Origin of the sequence: Saccharospirillum sp., assembly GCF_039982735.1 — a bacterium.
Taxonomy (GTDB): Bacteria; Pseudomonadota; Gammaproteobacteria; order Pseudomonadales; family Natronospirillaceae; genus Saccharospirillum.
The window spans coordinates 117,013-135,528 of record NZ_JBDWXV010000023.1 but is presented as its reverse complement, the minus strand read 5'-3'; the positions used below and the strand labels follow the sequence as shown (position 1 = coordinate 135,528).

General features: G+C 55.0%; 14 protein-coding genes. 8 read left to right on the top strand and 6 right to left on the bottom strand.

Translation table 11 applies throughout. From position 1 onward, the window contains the following. The first annotated feature begins 11 nt into the window (after positions 1 to 11). From ABJT94_RS19540 to ABJT94_RS19520, 5 genes are read left to right on the top strand one after another with little or no spacing between them, the layout of a single operon-like run. Entirely contained in the window at positions 12 to 2,090 is a 2,079-nt protein-coding gene (locus ABJT94_RS19540; RefSeq protein WP_348474984.1) for an EAL domain-containing protein, read from the top strand. Further along, positions 2,087 to 4,339, top strand: coding sequence for a response regulator (locus tag ABJT94_RS19535; protein ID WP_348474983.1), 2,253 nt, complete (start codon positions 2,087 to 2,089; stop codon positions 4,337 to 4,339). The genes ABJT94_RS19540 and ABJT94_RS19535 overlap by 4 nt, the downstream gene beginning before the upstream one ends. Continuing rightward, complete coding sequence (locus ABJT94_RS19530) at positions 4,336 to 5,559, top strand: HDOD domain-containing protein (protein ID WP_348474982.1); 1,224 nt, start codon at positions 4,336 to 4,338, stop codon at positions 5,557 to 5,559. The genes ABJT94_RS19535 and ABJT94_RS19530 overlap by 4 nt, the downstream gene beginning before the upstream one ends. Positions 5,560 to 5,591: 32 nt before the next feature. After that, positions 5,592 to 6,098, top strand: a complete 507-nt coding sequence (locus ABJT94_RS19525; RefSeq protein ID WP_348474981.1) for a hypothetical protein — start codon at positions 5,592 to 5,594, stop codon at positions 6,096 to 6,098. A 2-nt stretch (positions 6,099 to 6,100) separates the two neighbouring features. Next, positions 6,101 to 7,882 (top strand): ATP-binding protein, encoded by a 1,782-nt coding sequence (locus ABJT94_RS19520; protein ID WP_348474980.1) that lies wholly within the window; start codon positions 6,101 to 6,103, stop codon positions 7,880 to 7,882. Positions 7,883 to 7,903: 21 nt separating this feature from the next. On the opposite strand, the gene ABJT94_RS19515 is transcribed toward ABJT94_RS19520, so the two are convergent. Together ABJT94_RS19515 and ABJT94_RS19510 are read right to left on the bottom strand one after the other, a co-directional pair. Continuing rightward, the gene (locus tag ABJT94_RS19515; protein WP_348474979.1) at positions 7,904 to 8,410 is read right to left on the bottom strand and encodes a chemotaxis protein CheX; all 507 of its coding nucleotides are present in this window, start codon (positions 8,408 to 8,410) and stop codon (positions 7,904 to 7,906) included. A 66-nt stretch (positions 8,411 to 8,476) separates the two neighbouring features. Continuing rightward, entirely contained in the window at positions 8,477 to 9,037 is a 561-nt protein-coding gene (locus tag ABJT94_RS19510) for a response regulator (RefSeq protein WP_348474978.1), read from the bottom strand. Between the two features lie 118 nt (positions 9,038 to 9,155). Here ABJT94_RS19510 and ABJT94_RS19505 point away from each other — a divergent pair, with 118 nt between their 5' ends. Both ABJT94_RS19505 and ABJT94_RS19500 read left to right on the top strand, forming a co-directional pair. Beyond that, complete coding sequence (locus tag ABJT94_RS19505) at positions 9,156 to 10,490, top strand: HD domain-containing phosphohydrolase (protein WP_348474977.1); 1,335 nt, start codon at positions 9,156 to 9,158, stop codon at positions 10,488 to 10,490. Positions 10,491 to 10,505: 15 nt separating this feature from the next. Beyond that, complete coding sequence (locus tag ABJT94_RS19500; RefSeq protein ID WP_348474976.1) at positions 10,506 to 11,714, top strand: ATP-binding protein; 1,209 nt, start codon at positions 10,506 to 10,508, stop codon at positions 11,712 to 11,714. A 171-nt stretch (positions 11,715 to 11,885) separates the two neighbouring features. On the opposite strand, the gene ABJT94_RS19495 is transcribed toward ABJT94_RS19500, so the two are convergent. The 4 genes from ABJT94_RS19495 to ABJT94_RS19480 form a co-directional block, all read right to left on the bottom strand. Next, entirely contained in the window at positions 11,886 to 14,975 is a 3,090-nt protein-coding gene (locus ABJT94_RS19495; protein WP_348474975.1) for an efflux RND transporter permease subunit, read from the bottom strand. Then, on the bottom strand, positions 14,972 to 16,207 hold the full coding sequence (locus ABJT94_RS19490; RefSeq protein ID WP_348474974.1) for a biotin/lipoyl-binding protein: 1,236 nt from the start codon (positions 16,205 to 16,207) through the stop codon (positions 14,972 to 14,974). Before ABJT94_RS19490 ends, ABJT94_RS19495 begins: the two co-directional genes overlap by 4 nt. Before the next feature lie 194 nt (positions 16,208 to 16,401). Beyond that, positions 16,402 to 17,211 carry a shikimate dehydrogenase gene (gene aroE, locus ABJT94_RS19485; RefSeq protein WP_348474973.1) on the bottom strand — a complete coding sequence of 270 codons (810 nt, stop codon included), beginning with the start codon at positions 17,209 to 17,211 and terminating at the stop codon, positions 16,402 to 16,404. Positions 17,212 to 17,404: 193 nt separating this feature from the next. Then, on the bottom strand, positions 17,405 to 17,575 hold the full coding sequence (locus ABJT94_RS19480; protein WP_348474972.1) for a hypothetical protein: 171 nt from the start codon (positions 17,573 to 17,575) through the stop codon (positions 17,405 to 17,407). A gap of 228 nt (positions 17,576 to 17,803) precedes the next feature. Between ABJT94_RS19480 and ABJT94_RS19475 the strand changes: the two genes are divergently transcribed. After that, complete coding sequence (locus ABJT94_RS19475) at positions 17,804 to 18,382, top strand: BLUF domain-containing protein (RefSeq protein WP_348474971.1); 579 nt, start codon at positions 17,804 to 17,806, stop codon at positions 18,380 to 18,382. The last annotated feature ends 134 nt before the right edge of the window (positions 18,383 to 18,516 follow it).

The window sequence follows — 18,516 nt, the reverse complement described above, 5'->3', positions numbered from 1 at the left end:
CAGGAGCCTCAATGTCACTTGAAAATCGACCGCTCCTGCTGGTCATTGAAGATGAGCCAGCCATATCACAGCTCATTTGCCATGCCCTGAACAAACAGGGTTTCGAGACACGGGTAGCCACCTCAGGTGAAGTCGGGCTCGACATCCATCACGATCATCAGCCAGATTTGGTATTACTCGATGTAAACCTGCCGGGAATTGACGGGTTTGAAGTGTGCGCGGCCATCCGGGAAGCGCGTGCCGACCGCACCACGCCCATCATCATGCTAACCGGCGCAGATGACGTCGCCTCAATCAGTCACGCGTTCGAGCTGGGCGCCACGGACTTTTTAACCAAACCCATCAATCTCCCTCTCCTGGTACAACGCGTTCGTTACGCCCTGCGTAATCGAGACAATGAACTTACGCTGCGAAAATCCCTTCATTTCCAGAGTCGTGCCAGTCAATTTGCTCGTATGGGGTATCTCGGCTACCACTTTGGTACCCAGACTTTCCTGCTAAACGCCCTGTCCAAATCACTCTTGCATCTGGAAGACGGTGAGTATGCACAACATAAAATTCTGGACCTGCTTCACCCGGAAGACCGCATACGAATGGAAGTGGTGTTGTCAGAAAAAAGAGAGGCAGACTTGGAGTTGCGCGTGAATCTGCCTGAAGCAGGCCAGCGCATTATTCGCTTCAGCTGCAGCATGGAAGACGCCGACGGGCTGGTCATGCATGGGGCATTTCAGGACATCACTGAACATCGAAGCACGGATGATCTACTGACTTATCTGCGCTTACACGATGACATGACCGGTCTGCCAAACGAGCGAATGTTGCTGCAACAGGTTGGCGAACACCTTCAGTCCATGAAATCCGGAGGTCCCCTTTCCATCCTCGCCCAGGTCAGCCTTTCAGGCTATGGCAGACAGGTTTCCGTCTTTGGCCAGAAAAGGGTCAACGAACTGATCAAACACATTGCCAACGACTTCAAGCGATACCTTCGTCCACTCCAGGGGCAGGTAGAGATTTTCTATATTAACGAGGGCCGGTTTTCGGTTCTGGGTCGTTTCAAGACTGAACAGGCTATGGAGGAGCATCTCAGCGCACTCGTACAACTCAGTGAAACAGACCGGCACATCGACAACGAAATTCTGACCCCAAACAGCTTATGCAGCGCCATGACCCTAACCAAGGCTGACCTGAGCGCCGATTATCATTACCAGCGCTCACGGCTGGGATTGCATCAGGCAGAGTCCAATCCGGGCAAAGGGGTGTATTGGCTTGAAGACTCTGAGCCGGATGAAATCCGTCGGGAGATGCACCTGGAAAGCGAAGTCAAACGCGCTTTGCAAGCCGGCCAATTTGATCTGTACCTGCAACCCCAGCTGTCGATAGACGGGCATGAAACCGTTTGCGGGTTCGAAGCACTGGTGCGTTGGATTGATGACAATGGCCAGATTAGCCATCACTCACCGGCTGAATTTCTACCCGCCATTGAACGGATGGGGCTCATGGTACAACTTGGCAAGCTGATCATTGAACTGGCTTTCAAAAAAGCCAGGGCTCTTAAAGAGGCCGGATTAACCGTGCGGCTCGGGATCAACCTGGCCGCTCAGCAGTTTGCGGACGATCAACTGGTACCCTTTATTTTGTCCACGCTGAACAACTCTGGCCTGAATGCCGAAGATTTTGAGTTTGAAATTACGGAAGGCACCGCCATGGCCGACCCACACGCCACACTGTTAAAGCTGAAAGCGTTGCGACAGGCAGGCTTTCACCTGGCCATAGATGATTTTGGCATCGGTTATTCCTCCATGGAGTATCTGCTGCAGTTCCCACTGACAACCCTGAAAATTGATCGCGCGTTCATCATCGATATCACCCTCAACCCCAAGGTCAGAGCCATTATTCAGGCCATGGTCACCCTGGCCCGAGGGTTGAATTTAACCACCGTTGCCGAAGGAATCGAGTCTGTGCGCCAGCGCGATTACCTGGATGCCCTCGGAATCGATTTACAACAAGGCTTTTACTACGCCAAAGCGCTGCCATTAGAAGAGGCCATCGCCTTTGCTCAGTCTCGCAAAAGCAGGACGGTATCCATATGACGGCCTTAAACGAAGAGCTGCTCACACTACTTAACCGGTCTGTCCCATTTAACCAGTGGGCGGTAGAGGCGACTGAGTTTTGGTGTCGCGTCACCCAAAGCCAGGCCTGTTCTTGGCTACCGTTGAATGACTGGGCAGACCATTGTGACAACCCGACACCGCAGACCCGATATCAATTACCCGATCCAGCCAAACAGACGCTACCGCTCATCATTGATCAGTCTGTGACAGCCTGGCCACTGATGGAAGCCGGATGGCTATTGTGTGAAGGAGCCACTGATCAACCTGAAGGCACTCTGTTGGCACACTGGGATGGTCTGCGACACCAGTGGTTATTGAGAGGGCGCCTGGCCATTGCCGAGCAACGCGCGTCCTTTGGCAGTTGGATGCTCTCTGCAGTCAGCCATGACTTGCGGGCGCCCCTGAATTCGATCATGAGTTTTCTGGAGCTGGCCGAGCAACCGGATTATGACTGGCACGCACGACTGCCCACAGTGCGTCATGATGCAAGCCAACTGAACCGATTGATCAGTCAGATTCTGGATTTTTCCAGATTGCAGGCCAATCGGCTGGTGCTGGTACCTAAGACAACCGATCTGCTTGACTGGGTCGGCGACCTGGTCGAGTTCTGGCGAGGTAAACTGTATTCCAAGCAATTGTCTTTCCGGTTGTATTTGGCCGACGCCTTGCCAGCGAACATAGAGCTGGATTCGGAACGGTTGTCTCAAATTGTTCACAACCTGATGAGTAATGCGTTCAAATATACCGAGCATGGAGGGATAGAGCTGGCGGTAATGCCAGGCAAACAGCCCCATGAACTGGTCATCGAGGTAAGCGACAGTGGAGCGGGTATTGAAGCATCACAACTACCGCTGTTGTTTGACCCTTACACCCAGTCACGCCATCACGATCAATTCAAAGACGGTGGTGTTGGCCTGGGGCTGAACATTGTCAAACAATTATCCGATCTGATGGATGGCCATATTGCGGTGAGCAGTGAACCTGGCCAAGGGTCGGTTTTCAAGCTCCGAGTTCCTTATCAACCCGCGCCAGAGCCAGAGGTGAAAAGCGACAACAAGGTGATGCACCAGCAGTGGGTGCTGGTGATCGATGATGATCAGCGTCGTACCAGCAGCCTGGTGAACATTCTGGTTAATCTTGGCGCTTCCGTTACCTGGGTCCGCACCGGTCCCGAAGCTCTGTTTCATTTGCGGCAACGGGAAGTTGCGCCAGACTGGGTGCTGATTTCTGCAGGTTTGACGGGTATTGGCGCCGAGCAAACACTGGAGCAAATCGTGGCGCAATTGGCATGGTCGGTCCAAACCGCCTCGGACTCCATTTTATGGCTGAACGACCAAAGCCACCAGACTCATTCAACGTATCGATCCATGACGATGCCTGCGTCAGCACAAGAGGTTTACCAGGCGCTCACTTTTTCCGCCCCGGTCGACGCCGTGTCGAACTCCCCCACCATCCTTGTGGTTGATGATACGGACCTGAATCTCCAGATGACACAGATCCAGCTGGAAAAGCTCGGTGTCAAAGTGATTACCGCTGAATCGGGCGAGCTGGCTCTGGCAGCAATAAAGCAATACACCGTCGATCTGGTGTTTATGGACATTATGATGCCCGATATGGATGGTTACGAAACCACAGAACACATTCGCGCCTACGAGGAAGCTCGGGGCCTCAATCCGGTTCCCATTATCGCGCTGACAGCCAATGCCCTGTTTAACGACCCGGCCAAGTGCCGTGATGCCAACATGGATGACTATTTGTCCAAGCCCTACCGGCCGGACCAGCTGAAGTCTGTGGTAAAGCGCTACATTCCGACATTTCGTGAACCCGGCCTACCCCGGTCCGTCGAGGCACAACCGTCAACGGTGATCAAAACAGCGGGCGATAACCTCGTCAACTGGAAACAGGCATTACTCATGGTCGGTGGTGACGAACCCATTCTGCTTACCATTTTGAAACCCTTTGTAGAGGAGCTTCCAGCAACCTATTCGACTCTGGAAAAGGCCTATGAACAAGGGGACTGGCACGCTCTGCAACGCCAGGCGCACAGCCTAAAAGGTATGTTGCGGACGTTCGGTGCCGGCTCTCTGGGTGACGCGGCCTACCAGTTGGAGAGAGCTGCCAGAGATTCGGATGCTGAATCTGCACGACAGGCCTGGGGAGCGTTCAACACCCTTTACCTCGACACGTTGAAACGGCTTAGCACATACCTGGGGGGCAATGACACATGACAACCAACCGTCAATTGCAAGGCCGCCCCGTTCAACCGCCGGCCCACATTGCCCTGCAGCCGATTTGTGACCGGGACTTCCGTCACCGTGCGGATGCGCTTTTGTACCGGCACTCTGCAACCGCTCAACAAGCCGTGATCATTGACCCGACTCATGCTACCGCCAGCGCGGTCTTGCTGGCTATCTACGAGATTGGGATTACACAATTGGTGGGTGACCGGGACTTGCTGATAAAGGCACCCCTGGCCTGGCTAACGGATTCAGACTTACTGCCAACGGCAGATGCACAGTTAATCCTGGAGATAAACGCATCCGACCAGCCAGAACCCAGGCTGCTGAACCAGCTGGTTTTGGCGGGTTATCGGCTCTGCCTGTCGTGCGAGCACTGGCCTTTGAATGACGACATCAGCGTCTTTGACGCCGTCAAAGTACCTGCTGCAATCGTCGAGCACGAAGAAACACGCCTGGCAGCACTGAAAAAACATTTCCCAAACCTGACCTTTATTGCCCATCGGGTCACCGACCTCGATCAGTTTGATCGCTGTCGCAACGCCGGCTTCGATCGGTTTCAGGGCTTTTTCTACTCAGCGCCAACCACCTTGAATAAAATGAGCCAACAGGGCAATGCCAACCGGCAAATCTTGTTGCGCATTTTGCAGGAGTTACACCAAGCAGAGCCCGACGTTCAGAAAGTCACGTCATTGCTAACGCAACTGCCGCAAGCCACCCTCTTGCTCCTAAAACGAACCAATTCAGCCGGTATAGCCCGGGTTCGTCAGATCAGGAATGTGTCTGAAGCACTGATGCGATTGGGCCTGGCCGACATCAAGACGTTAATGGCCAGCCTACTGATTACTGACATGGGCGGCTGCAGCGGATTGTTACTGCCCGATATCCTTACCCGCGCCGCTTTTTGCAGGGCGGTAAGCCAGTCTGATTCAACACTCGACGTTGAAACCGCATTCAGTGTGGGGTTGCTGTCTCACCTGCCCGACATGCTCGGTATATCAACGAATGACATGTTGCAGCAACTGAGCGTCAGTGACGAGATTAACCTGGCACTGAGGCATCGCCAGGGAGCTTATGGCAAGCTGCTGCGTCTGGCAGAAGCCTATGAAGCAGCTGAGTTGTCACCCCAGAATCGGGGCATGATCGCCCGACTTAACCATCTGTATTTACATGCGCGCGCCTGGACACAGGCCTTGCTGAACGTGCTTTAGGCACACCTGTTGCTCAATAGGAGCTCACTTCAATGAAGAAACTGATCGGGTTTATATCCACAACCTTACTGATGCTTTCAAGCTTAACGGCCTTTGCTGACACTTTGCCAGCACCATCCGGGCCCGTCATACTGACGGTCAGTGGAAACATCGAGCACACCAACAATGGTGATGTGGCGGAATTTGACCGGGCCATGCTGATGGCTCTGGAGCAGGGTACCATCCTCACCAGAAACCCATGGGCCGATGGGCTTAATCGCTATCAGGGCCCACTCGGAGCCGCGTTAATGGAGGTTCTGGGTGCCGACGGAGACACGCTGCTGCTTACCGCGCTTAACGACTACAGCTCAGAAATGCCGACGTCCGATTTATCGCAGTTTGGCGTGGTACTCGCCATGAGCATGAACGATCAACAACTGCGCATTCGGGATCGCGGACCCTTATTTGTCATCTACCCCTTTACTGACGAACCGGAACTTAACAGCGAGCTGTACCACAACCGCTCGGTCTGGCAGGTTAACCGGATCGACGTGCGCTAACCATGACCATGCCTGCTGACAACACACCACACCTCGTGCGCCCCCGCTACTGGGGACTGGGGCTGCTACTGGCAACGTGCCTGGCATTGCTGTTGTCGGCAGGTTACCTCTACTGGCAAGCGTCTCAACGCCAGCAAGTATTGGTCAGTACCGTACGCGAAAACCTCCTTTGGGCCAGCATGCAACTGGAACGGGAAACCAAACGATGGAGTCTGTTTCTCGCCGAAGCCACCATTGAGTCAGCATACGACCTTGATGAACTTGAATTACGCTTTGAAATTTTATACAGCCGTTTCATAACACTGGATAACGGTGAGTTAAAGCAACTGATAGAGCAGGATTCAAGGCAGACTCAGCTTTTGGCGGAGTTTGGCGCAGCGCTGAAGGAACTGGAACAGGACGTCTACGACTATTTTTCACAACCGACGGAAGATTTTTCCCGTTTTTCCGAACACACGGACAAACTGACCGCTCTGTCGAATGACTTCATTAACCAGGTTATAACAGTTCGCTCCAAAGATTCTACGACCAGCCGCAATGAGTTACTCGACACCATGTTCTGGCTGTCCGTGTCTGTCCTTCTACTGATTTCAGCGACCATGCTGTTGATTTTTTTGCTGGTACGCAGCCTGATCAAGGAGCAACGCCAGGTAACCGCCCTGTCTCAAATGGCGCAACAGCTTAGAGAGACGGCCGAGCAAGCCAAGGCCGCCAGCAAGGCAAAATCTGCTTTTGTCGCGATGATGAGTCATGAAATACGTACCCCGTTGAATGGCATTTTGGGTATGTTGAACATCCTGACGGAAGAACCCCTTGAAAAAAGAGCACTAGGCTATGCGACCGCCGCTCGTGACTCAGCCAACCACTTACAGGTCATCGTAAGTGACATTCTGGACATGAGCAGCATTGAAACCGATAAGCTAGCGATATCAACAGAGCCCATGTCGCTGACAACCTTACTCGAGGATCTCAACACCGTTGCGCGAGCTGACATTAAGGAAAAACCGATCAACTTCCACCTGTCAATGGAACCCGGTCTTCCTCACTGGATTGAAAGTGATCGGGTTCGACTTCGGCAGGTCATTATGAACCTGGTCAGCAACGCCATTAAGTTTACCGACCGTGGCGAGGTTCGGTTGTCGGCCTACTGGCGATCAATACCCTCAACCGACAACCAGGGATACCTGCGAATAGACGTTAAAGACAGCGGCATTGGCATTGAGTCCCACCAGCAACCCCTGCTGTTTCAAGGGTTTACTCAATTGGATAGCGCAATAAACCGTCGCTTTGGTGGCACCGGCCTTGGACTCAGTATTTGCAAGGAACTTGTTACTCGAATGGGGGGAACGATAGGTCTGTCGAGTGAACCGGGTGAGGGGTCTCTGTTCTGGTTCGAAATACCTGTTAAGTGCCTGCAATCTGCAGTGGAATCTCAGCCGCGTTACATCGCCCACTACGGATTTGATGACCGTGACCGGGAACAAATCGTTCTGGCTGCCCAACACCAGATGCTGGCGACCCGTGAAGTCCAACCGGGCGAACCCATGCCTGAGGGGTGCGTTGCTGTCGTTATTCGTTGGCAGCCACCTTACGACCAACACATAAATGCAATCGCCTCATGGCAGCAGTCTTTGGCAAACAAACCAAATTTTATAGCCGCGGTATCAGCGGATCAGACGACGTCGGCCTATGCCTTCATCAAAGCCGGTGGTCAGTCTTTACTGGTATCCCCTCTGACGGCCTCTCAATTGACGGAGCGCCTGGCTCAGATTGAATCAGTGTAAAACAACCGTGACTAGGACCCATCAGCTAACACGGTTTATCTTGCCAAATGAAAGCTGGGCCTGGGGCAAAATCGACTTCAACCACACCTCAACCCACAAAGACCCTGCCGGCGTTTTAAATGGAATAACCAGGGTTGAGTTCAGAGGCATGCCTTTAAAACTCTGACTTAATTCGATCGTAGGCTGACTCATCTCAAAGTCATACCCTTGTTGCCATAACCGCTTTCTGGCCCCACCTGACACCATATTGGCAAGCTCGCCCGTCATATCCAGACACGCATCACTGGGGAACGTCATCGGTTCCCGAAGCAGTTTCTCGCCGATATTACAGGCTGTACTGGCCTCTAGCGCGAGCACGAAAGCCCCCCGAAAACTGTCACCCTGCAACGGCATCACGGCAACGATATCACCCGGCGTATTCGCCTGATGCTTCAAAAACACAGATTGCCGCTGACAATTCATCTCCGCCATCGTGAGCAAGATGTCAGTCACTGTTTCCATGAAAGGGTTGATGATGTCCGCTTTCATACATCCTCCGGAGTGCCTGTAAAACCGCTATCGCCGATGACGAATCGATCGACTCCTAATCAGGATTTACCTGGACTTTATCAGTCCCGAAATACAGGCCAGCAAGTCGTCGTTATTGAACGGTTTGGCGATAACTGCGGTAGCGCCATTACGGCGGGCTTCTTCAAGTGCCGCCTCCGGTGCCGCAGAAATGACCACGACCGGCACATTCGCAACATCCGCCTGGCTGCGCAGGAAATCAAATACCTGTTCAGACCGTATGCCCGGCATCATCAGGTCAAGCGTGATCAATGCCGGTTTCGAGCGCTCCAGCATTGCCCCGGCAATAAAACTGTTTTCAGCTTCCACAACCTTGTAGTTGGCTTGGCTGAGAACACGCCGCAATGCCCTTCGTACGGGAGCTTCATCGTCAATAACCAAAATCGTTGGTTCGGTGCTTTCATCAAAACGAGCCGGAATTCCATGATCTTTTGCGAATGCAATGAAATCGGACTCAACAACACGATAATCACCTCGGCCAGGCAACTGATGACCTTTGAGTTTTCCACTGGCGATCCAGCGGCTGACCGTACGTTGATGAACATCGCATAGGCGAGCTATCTCACCCGGAGACAATGTCTTGATCATTCCAATAAACCTTTACTTTGAATTAGGGCCACTATACCATCCGAGCAAGACAAAAGCGACATTAAAGACATTTGATACATAGCCAGTATCTGTCTGATTGGAACCAAGGGGTACCGTTATGACAACACTCATGGCCGAAACGAAAACTGCCCATTTTACACCAACCATCCTGTGTGTTGATGATGAAGAGAAGGTGCTCAGCGTGCTCAGACGCGTACTAACCCCGTTGAACGTCCGTATCGAGGCGTTCAGCGAGGCGGCGCGAGCGCTGGAGTATGTCAGGGCCAATACGGTGAGCGTCGTCATCAGTGACATGAGAATGCCATCCATGTCCGGTGCGGAATTTCTTGCAGAGACCTTTCGACTGCAGCCGAACGCCTATCGAATGCTGATTACCGGTTTCTCCGACCTGCCTTCTACGGTATCCGCCGTGAACGACGGCAGAATTCAACGATACCTCTCCAAGCCATGGAACAATGATGCGCTGCTGGCAGCAGTCAAAGAAGGACTGAGCTATCACGAGTTGATTGAGGCCAACTATCGGTTACAGACTGAGATCAAGCGAAAAAATGAAACGCTCGAACAGGAGGTGTCGCTTCGCACCAAGCAGTTGCGCAAAGCCTTGAGAACGCTGCAGGCAGAGTATCACCGCAGTGAAGAAGCGTTTAAAGGAACCATCAACGTGCTGACCAATGCGGTCAGTGTCAATCCGATTGCCGATGGCCATTTGCACCAGAATGTGTCTGAATTGGCCGCCACGCTGGCCTTGAAGATGGAGCTGCCGGACGATCAGGTCGAGCGTATACGACTCGCGGGCCAATTGATTAACCTGGGTTTGCTCGGTGTCGACCCGGAAATTTTGAAAAAAAGCCACGCTCGCCTGACCGTTCAGGAGAAGAATGAACTTAAAAAGCACCCTCAAATTGCCGAGCTCATTCTGTCACCGGCCAGACACTTCGATGAATTGGCGCAGATTCTCGGCAGCCAGAATGAAGCCTTCAACGGTGCGGGTTACCCTCATGGCCTTGTTGGCGACGTCATTCCACTGGGGTCCCGAATCGTTACCGTCGCACGGGACTTTTGGCGATTCGCAGGACAAAGTGACGATGATTTCAGTCTCGCCTACAAAAAAGCGGTTCACCAGCTGAAACAAGGCATGGGCATTCACTACGACCCCGATATCGTGGCGTGTTTATGTGAGCTGGACCTTGAAGAAATCAAACGGTTTGACGAACGTGAGCATGCACTGACACCCAACGACCTTGAGCCTGGAATGGTGTTGCTCGATGACCTTTACAACGCAGCCGGTTTGCTGTTGCTGGCAAAGGACTATGTTCTGACCGATGAGGCCATCTCAAAACTGAGAGACTATCAGGAAGTGGATGGCGATGTACTGTTCATCCGTGCGGAAAAAACGCCAGAATGTGGTGCTACTCTGAACAATACCGAGTAATCCAGCGGAGGCTGAATGGTATCCAAACCACTGACTGTTGCCGTTGTTGATGACGAGCACAACCTGAGAACCTTGCTTCGTGCAATGCTGACTCAAGCGGGTTTTGACGTGATTGAATACGCTGATGCTGAGACAGCCTATCAGGGGTTCATCAACAACAAACCCCACCTTTTGCTAACCGATGTATGGATGCCTGGAGAATCTGGCCATGACCTCTGCCGGAAGATACGACGGGATCTGGACGATATTATTACGCCTATCATAATAATGACGGGCAATGACGATTTGAGCTCCATCGACGAAGCCTTTGAGAGTGGCGCAACCGACTTCTTTCCCAAGCCCATTAATTACCCGCTGCTGGTGCAGCGAATTCGCTACGCACTGAGAAATTCTGAAGCTTGGCACATGCAGACGTCCTACCAGAGTCAGATGTTGCAGTCTGAAAAAATGGCCTCATTGGGACAGCTTGCCGCGGGCATGGCTCACGAAATCAACAATCCGATTGGCTATGTGCTCAGCAACGTTCAAGTGCTGGGGAGCTATACTCAAAGCCTGCTTCAGTACATCGCCCAACTTGAGAGCAATGCACAAACCGACGCTTCACCGGAAGATCGTCAGGCGACTCTCACCTTGATGGACACGTACGATCAGGTGCAGACCATTAAAGCCGATCTTCCAGAGATGCTGACAGACATAGAAGAGGGTCTGGGTCGTATCAGTGAGATCGTAAAAAGCCTCAAGATTTACGCTCATCCCGAGCAGGAAAAGCTGACACCCACCAACTTGATTGAACTGGTGCAGTCCGTTCAAAAGATGATCGTGGGTGACCTCAAATACCGGGCCGACGTAAAAACACGGGTCCCGGAGGCTGCCGTTTGGGTTATGGCCAATCCCTCCAAACTTTATCAGGTATTAATGAACCTGCTCATCAATGCAGTCCAGGCCATTGAACATGATCATGGGCAGGTTTGCATCAAACTCAAAGCGCAGGGAGATCAGGCACTGATCGAGGTGACCGACAACGGCAAGGGCATGGCCAAAGAGGAGTTAACTCGAATTTTCGACCCCTTTTACACAACCAAAGATATTGGCGAGGGCACGGGCCTTGGACTGTCTGTCAGCAAAGCCATCGTTGAAAAGCATGAAGGTCACCTCAGTGTCATCAGTGATGTGCATAAAGGCACCACCTTCACCCTGTCCCTGAGGCAAATCCCAACTCCGTAGGAAACCCTCTGTCGCGCGCGGCACTCGATCAATGAGCCATTCGGTTCACAGTCAGCGCTGGCTTTGCCCATGCGACTGCCGGGCTAATCACCGAATTGCCAGGCAGGCAAAAGTGGCAAACCGTTTCACCTGACTTGGCAGTTGTTACCTGTCCCTGCTTCCCAGCCGCGATCAGAGTGTCACCTCTCGCCCCAGCAACCAGTCTTTCCAGCGCCCCAAGCGCTCCCGACCGTGTTCAACGGCCATCAGCATGGCGGGCACGTAAAACAGGATCAGCAGGGTGGCGAACATCAGGCCAAAGGCGATACCGGCCGCCATCGGGATCAGGAACTGGGCGTCGAACGAGGTTTCAAACAACAGAAAGCCCAGGCCTCCAACCGTCGTCAGCGTGGTGATGATCACCGCACGCAGTCGTCGCACGCTGGCCTCGATGATGGCCTGCTCCATGCGCATGCCATCGTCACGCAACTGGCGGTACACCGTGACCAGCACAATGGCGTTGTTGATCACAATGCCCGACAGGCCGAACAGCCCGTAGATGCTCAGCACGCTCAGTTCCAGCCCCATGATCCAGTGTCCGGCAATGGCGCCGGTCAGCCCGAAGGGAATGGTCGACATCACGGCCAGCGGCCAGCTCCAGCTTTCGAATACCCAGGCGAGGGCAATAAAAATAAGCATCAGCCCAAGTACCGCACCAATCTGAACATCGCGGAAGAAGTCGTTTTGCGATTCCTGGTCGCCTTCCACGCGCAGGCTGACATCACTGAACTGGTCCGCCAGCTCTGCCCGCACCTCGGTGTCGATCAGCCGGTTTACCTCGGTCAGGTTCACGTCTGAGCTGTTTCGCTTGGCCGAGACCTGCACCGACAATTCACCATCTACACGGTTCAATTGCTGAATGGCCCGTTCAGACGTGGGCTCTGCCAGGGCGGACAAAGGCCGCTGAGTGCCGTCCGGCAGCGGCACGGGAAGCTGGGCCAGTCGGGGCCAGGCGTCGACCTCGGATTCCAGCAACCGCAGTTGCACCGGGCGCTCCTCGCCTTCGATTTGCAGGGTTTGCACCGGGTAACCATTGGTCCAGTCGCGCAGGGTGCTTGCCAGTTGCTGTGGTGTCAGCCCTTGTGCCAGAGCCTCAGCCGTCAGGTTCAGGTTCAGTTGTTCAGCGCCCAGTGGCAGGTTGTCTTCAATATCGATCAGCCCCGGAATTTGCCCCAGTCGTTGCCGGGTCCAGTTGGCGGCCTGTTGCAAGCGCGCCAGCTCTTCGCCGACCAGGCGAACTTGAATACCATCAGTCGAGGGGCCCTGCTGGCTTTCAATGAAACTGACTGACACCAGCCCGGCCGGCTCCTCCACACGCTCCCGCCACTGACGGGTGATTTCGCTGTTGGACACCGGGCGCTCGGTACTGTCGTCCAGTTGCACGAACAGCGCGCCGTCTTCCCGGGATTCCCGGTGCGTTTCCATAACGATGGTTTCAACCAGATTCACACCGAACGACTGCTCGATATCGAGCAGGGCGGATTCCATCTCCGTTAGAAAGGCGCGGGTCACGGCCGGGTCGGTCCCTTCGGCAAAGTCGACGTTCATTTGCAATGCCGGCTGCTGAATGGCCGGGAAAAACACGAACTGAACGCGGCCACTGGTCACCAGCGATACCGCTAGCACCAGTGCCACGACTGACAAAGCGAAGGTGGTTCCGCGATAGGCGACGGCCAGGGTAACCGCACGCCGAAAGGGCCCCTGGCGAAACCGCTCAAACCCACTCTCAAAGCCAGCACGCAGCCGACCCGGGGGCTTCAGTTTGCCCTTGCCTACGCTGTGCGCCAGATGGCCGGGCAAAATCAGAAAGCATTCTACCAGTGAGGCGGCAATGGCCATGATCACCACCAGCGGCACGCTCTTGGTGAACACCCCGGCCTGACCGCCCACCAGCAACAGGGGCAGAAAGGCGGCAATGGTGGTCACCGAAGAGGCAACCACCGCCGGTAACATCTGTTGCGCCGCTCGCAATGAGGCCTGGCGAGGCTCCTCTCCCTGCTCCATTCGGCTGTAGGCATTTTCGCCGACCACGATGGCATCGTCGACAATCACCCCCAGTGCCACCAGAAACCCGAACAAACTGATCAGATTGATGGAGTTGCCGCTCAATTCCAGAAAAATGAAGGTACCGAGAAAGGAGATCGGAATCCCCGCGGCGACCCACCAGGCAAGCTTCGGCCTTAAAAACAGGAACAACACCACCAATACAACCAGCAGTCCGCCGACGCCGTTATCCACAATGATGCCGATGCGGGCCTGCACAAACTCGTAGGTTTCGTTGTAGACGTGCAGCTCCATGCCCGCGGGCAGCGTCGGTTCAAATTCGGCTACCCACTCATTCAGAATCTCGGCCATACGCAGGGTGTCTTCCCCCCGGGTGCGGCTGAGCGCGAGTTTCACGGCCGGTTGACCCTGGTAGGACACCCGGGTCTGATCCGGGTCTCGGTCTTCAGTCAGGGTCATGCGCTGGTCGAGACTCAGGATGGCATCGCCCTGGATCAGGGTCTGGCGCCCCAGAGCCGCAGGGTCGCTGGCTTCGGCTGGCACCCGCAACTGCGACTGCAACCGTCCTTCGCCGGTAATGCCGGCTGGCACGTTGAGGTTCCGGGCAGCCAGCTGTTGCCCGAGTTCTGACAGCGAGGCTTCGCCCGACAAATATTCCGCCACCGTCATGCGCAGGTTCAGCTCACGGTCTGGCAGGCCATTTAAATCCACCTTGGCGATACCCGCCGCCTGCAGGCTGGATTCCGCGGCTTCGGCCCAGTATTGCAACTCGTTCAGGGTTACATCGCCATGCAGCAGTACCTCGGCGACGGGCTCATAGAACACCTGACGGGTGACTTCGGGCTCTTCGGCACCGTCGGGCAGCGAGACCGTATCCAGCGCTTTCTCAACCTCGGCCACCGCCTGTTCGATGTCACTGACCGCTTCCTTGAAGGTAATGGTCATGAACGACCCGCCTTCTATGGTCGTGGTGGTCAGCCGGTCGACGTCGGTCAATTGCAGAATGGCTTGTTCGAGCGGAATGGTGACACCGTCCTGAACGTCCTCGGCGCTGGCGCCGGGCCATTCGGTGTTGACCGTGGCAATCTTGAGTTCAAAGTCGGGGAGAAACTGGGTATTGAGGCGATCGAGCGCAATCAGACCCAAAAAAATCACCACGAACATCAGCGCATTGGGGGCGACTCTGTGGTGAGCAAAGGCTCGCAGCAAACCGCTCATTGGTCGGCCACCTTAACCGCCAGGCCCTCGGCCGCCTGTTGTAAACGGGTGGCCAGCAGTCGGTCATCGGGGTTCAACTCTGCCTCAATCAGCCGCCAGACCCGGCCCTGATCGAATTGCTCACCCAACACCCGTATCCGAACACGCTCCAGTCGGTTGTCGACCACGCGGTAGACCGACTCGTTGGCGTAAACACTGTCATCGGGAACCCGGTGCGCCTGAACGGCGGGCAAGTCGAGCCGCAGTGGGTAGGTCCGATTCAGGGTCGCCCGGGGTTGTTGGTTTTCGGTTTCAAAATACAAACGCACGCTGCCCCGGTCGGCGACCGGATCCCGTTGTCTCAGTTCGACCGGAATAGAGCCCGCGTCGGTTTCTACCACCGCCGTCAGTGAAGACAGGGCATCAACCTCCGGCAAAACAGAGGCAGCCACCCAGGCAACCCATTCGGTATCCTGGTCGTTGACCAGCGTTAACAAGGTACTGCCGGCGCCAGCCTCGGTGCCGGGCCGAACCTCCAGGCTGGCAATGCGGCCTGCAAAGGGGGCGGTTATGGTTGCTTCGTTCAGGTTGTCGCGGGCCTGCTCCAGTTGGCTGTCGAGCTGATCCCGCTGTGCGGCGAGTTGTTGTTCAACGTCATCGTAGCGGGCTATGGCAAGCTCCCGCTGCTGCAACGCCAATCGCTGGTTTTGCAGGGTGCGCTCTGCGGCTTCCAGATCGGCAGCCGAACTCAGGTTCTGGCGTGCCAGGTTTTGCAGCCGATCGACACTGCGCTGGGCAATGGCAACCAGATTCTGTTCGATCACCAGCGCCGCCTGGTCACTCTGATACTGGCTTTGCTCCAGTCGGCTGCGCGATGCAAGCTCCGCACGCTGGGCTTCAAGCTGGGTGACCGGGCGTTGCAAGGCATCGGTGTCCAGCTGCAACAACACAGCCCCAGCCTCAACCGACTGACCGATGGCGACCTCAACGGACTCAACATCGGCAGCTACCGGGCTGGTCAGCACCACCGATTGTCGACTCTGATAACGGGGATACAACATCAACTGCGGTGACCAGCGCCCGGTGTCCGGCCTAACCATGGCCACGGTTGGTGCATCGACCAGCGGTTGTGGCTCGGCCTCAGCGGTGTTGTCGGCTGATGGTTCCGACGAGCCATTCATCCACAACGCCCCGGCAACACCGGCGCTCAAAACGACCAGCGGCAAGCTCCATCGTATCCAGCGGCTGCTCATAGGTTTCGACACTCTTTAGACAGGAATTAGCCAGAGGTACGGCTACCTGCCGTCATTGGTTCATACTGACATGACGGTCGGCCGTTCGTCAGGCGCGCATCGAGCCGGTTCAACCGACCGGGCCAGAAGCGCAACCCAAGTAGAGTGTGCAGAGTGTTTTTCAGTTCCGGTTGCCAGCTACAGGCCCGGCAATGTCAGGCAAGCTCTGCCCGCAGTTGCTCCAATACCGGCACCGTGTCCGGGCGGACCCCGCGCCACAATTCAAAACTGACGGCAGCCTGGCCGACCAGCATGCCGAGGCCATCGGCGCACTGGCCCGCGCCCTGCTCACGCGCCCAGCGGTTGAATGCTGTCTCATTCTTGCTGTAAATCATGTCGTAGCAGTGGGTATCGGGCGTAAACAGGCCATCCGGCAAGGGCGGTAAATTGCCGGACAAGCCTGCCGAGGTGCCGTTGATCACCAGATCGAAGCGGCCACTGAGTTCATCGAACGCGCTGGGAGATATTTCCGGAAAATCGTCCGTCAGCTCTTCGGCCTTGGCCAGGGTACGGTTGGCCAGCACCAGGTTGGCCGGGTTACGCGACAACAGCGTTTCCAGCACACCCCGCACCGCACCGCCAGCCCCCAGAATCAGGACGTTGCGATCGGCAATACGCCAGTTCAGCAGGGTTTCAAGATCGAAGACCAGGCCTTCGCCATCGGTGGTATCGCCCAGAATGCGACCATCAGCCTGTTTGACCAGGGTGTTGACGGCCCGGGCCCGCTTGGCCCGTTCGGTCAGATCATCGGCGAAATCATGGGCATCCTGCTTGAACGGCGCGGTAATGTTGAAACCGCGATAGCCATCGCGAAACATTTGCCAGACCCGAGTTTCAAAACTCGTGACCGGCAATTCAATGGCTTCATATTCCAGCGCTTCTCCGGTTTGCCGGGCAAAGGCGGTGTGAATAACCGGAGACAGGCTGTGCTTGATCGGATGGCCCAATACCGCATAACGGTCCATAGATGATCCTTAGTAATGGGTGGAGTTCAAAATCTGGCAAACGCTGGCCGCGCAGATTGAACCGATAATTCAGGGAAAAAACAAGCGCTCCACGCCTTGGTTCAACCCCCCATTGCGGCAGTTCCTGAACTGTCGCTATAAACCAGGGTCACACTAAAAAAACCATAGTCAGCGCTGGGCGGATTGTCTATGGCTAAAACCAGTGTTCCCCAATCAAATGACCGAGTTGCACACCCGCCCACATCCAGAACCCGACCGATACCAGCCAAAGCCCGGCAGTGAGGACGATGCGCCCGGTACCGGCTGGTCGTTTATCGGCCGTGTTATCAGCGTGTGGGCGGGTGTCCGATTCAGTTGGTTTCATCAGGCGGCCAGTGATGGGGTTATTGAGTCCCAAAGCCTGACCTGTCCGACTGGGGGGGTCAATACCACGCCTACTTGAATGTGTGCCCAGTCAGGTTCAAAAGTGATACAAAACCTAGTCATGGCCGTAAACAAGCTGCGAAACGCAGACGGGTTACCCCTGACGGTGACATTGACACTCCGGTGTCTGCTTTTGCACCCATTAACCGCTGAATTCAAGAGTAACATTATGAGCAACCTGATCCAGCTGATGTACATCAGTCGCGCCACCTTCAAACCCACGTCCGCCGTTCAGGGTATTGAGCCGAACGTCGCGCGGATACTGCAGTCGTCCAGAATCAACAACGCGAAAGTTGATGTGGGTGGCGTCCTGTTCTACGGCGACGGACATTTTTTTCAATGCCTGGAGGGCGACAAGGCTGCCGTGCACAAGCTGCTCGAACGGTTGCACCGTGATGACCGCCATACCGATGTAAAAATCGTTTCGGAAAAGCCGGTTCAGGTTCGTCGGTTTGAAGACTGGTCGATGAAATACACCGCCATTAACGACTCAATCAACTTATTACTGGCCAAATTCGGTTTCAAGACCTTCAACCCTTATCAGTTTGACACCCAGCACTTCAACGCACTGATTGACACACTGGAGAGAATGAATCAGCCCGATGAGATCATCGATGGCAACGACCCGAAAAAATCCTCCCGGAAAGCCCCGACCCGAGCCGACAACGAACGCTCCGGCCTAGTTACCATGGGCATTATTGCGCTGATTCTGATCGTCGGTGGGGTGCTGGTTACCCAACTGATGTAAACGGTCAGTTCAGGATCACCGGGGCCCGGCGTGTATGCCACCTTTTGAGAGCAGGTTCCCGGGCTGACCACTGTTCCTTGCTTGGGTCGCCACCGGCGTGCTGGTACACTGCGCCGGCTCGTCTTAGCCCCCCG

Excerpts from the sequence above, each read along its gene's own strand:
- ABJT94_RS19525 (WP_348474981.1), top strand. The coding sequence starts at position 5,592 with ATGAAGAAACTGATCGGGTTTATATCCACAACCTTACTGATGCTTTCA.
- aroE (WP_348474973.1), bottom strand. The coding sequence starts at position 17,211 with ATGGACCGTTATGCGGTATTGGGCCATCCGATCAAGCACAGCCTGTCT.
- ABJT94_RS19540 (WP_348474984.1), top strand. The coding sequence starts at position 12 with ATGTCACTTGAAAATCGACCGCTCCTGCTGGTCATTGAAGATGAGCCA.
- ABJT94_RS19500 (WP_348474976.1), top strand. The coding sequence starts at position 10,506 with ATGGTATCCAAACCACTGACTGTTGCCGTTGTTGATGACGAGCACAAC.
- ABJT94_RS19520 (WP_348474980.1), top strand. The coding sequence starts at position 6,101 with ATGACCATGCCTGCTGACAACACACCACACCTCGTGCGCCCCCGCTAC.
- ABJT94_RS19495 (WP_348474975.1), bottom strand. The coding sequence starts at position 14,975 with ATGAGCGGTTTGCTGCGAGCCTTTGCTCACCACAGAGTCGCCCCCAAT.
- ABJT94_RS19530 (WP_348474982.1), top strand. The coding sequence starts at position 4,336 with ATGACAACCAACCGTCAATTGCAAGGCCGCCCCGTTCAACCGCCGGCC.
- ABJT94_RS19510 (WP_348474978.1), bottom strand. The coding sequence starts at position 9,037 with ATGATCAAGACATTGTCTCCGGGTGAGATAGCTCGCCTATGCGATGTT.
- ABJT94_RS19480 (WP_348474972.1), bottom strand. The coding sequence starts at position 17,575 with ATGAAACCAACTGAATCGGACACCCGCCCACACGCTGATAACACGGCC.
- ABJT94_RS19505 (WP_348474977.1), top strand. The coding sequence starts at position 9,156 with ATGACAACACTCATGGCCGAAACGAAAACTGCCCATTTTACACCAACC.
- ABJT94_RS19515 (WP_348474979.1), bottom strand. The coding sequence starts at position 8,410 with ATGAAAGCGGACATCATCAACCCTTTCATGGAAACAGTGACTGACATC.
- ABJT94_RS19535 (WP_348474983.1), top strand. The coding sequence starts at position 2,087 with ATGACGGCCTTAAACGAAGAGCTGCTCACACTACTTAACCGGTCTGTC.
- ABJT94_RS19490 (WP_348474974.1), bottom strand. The coding sequence starts at position 16,207 with ATGAGCAGCCGCTGGATACGATGGAGCTTGCCGCTGGTCGTTTTGAGC.
- ABJT94_RS19475 (WP_348474971.1), top strand. The coding sequence starts at position 17,804 with ATGAGCAACCTGATCCAGCTGATGTACATCAGTCGCGCCACCTTCAAA.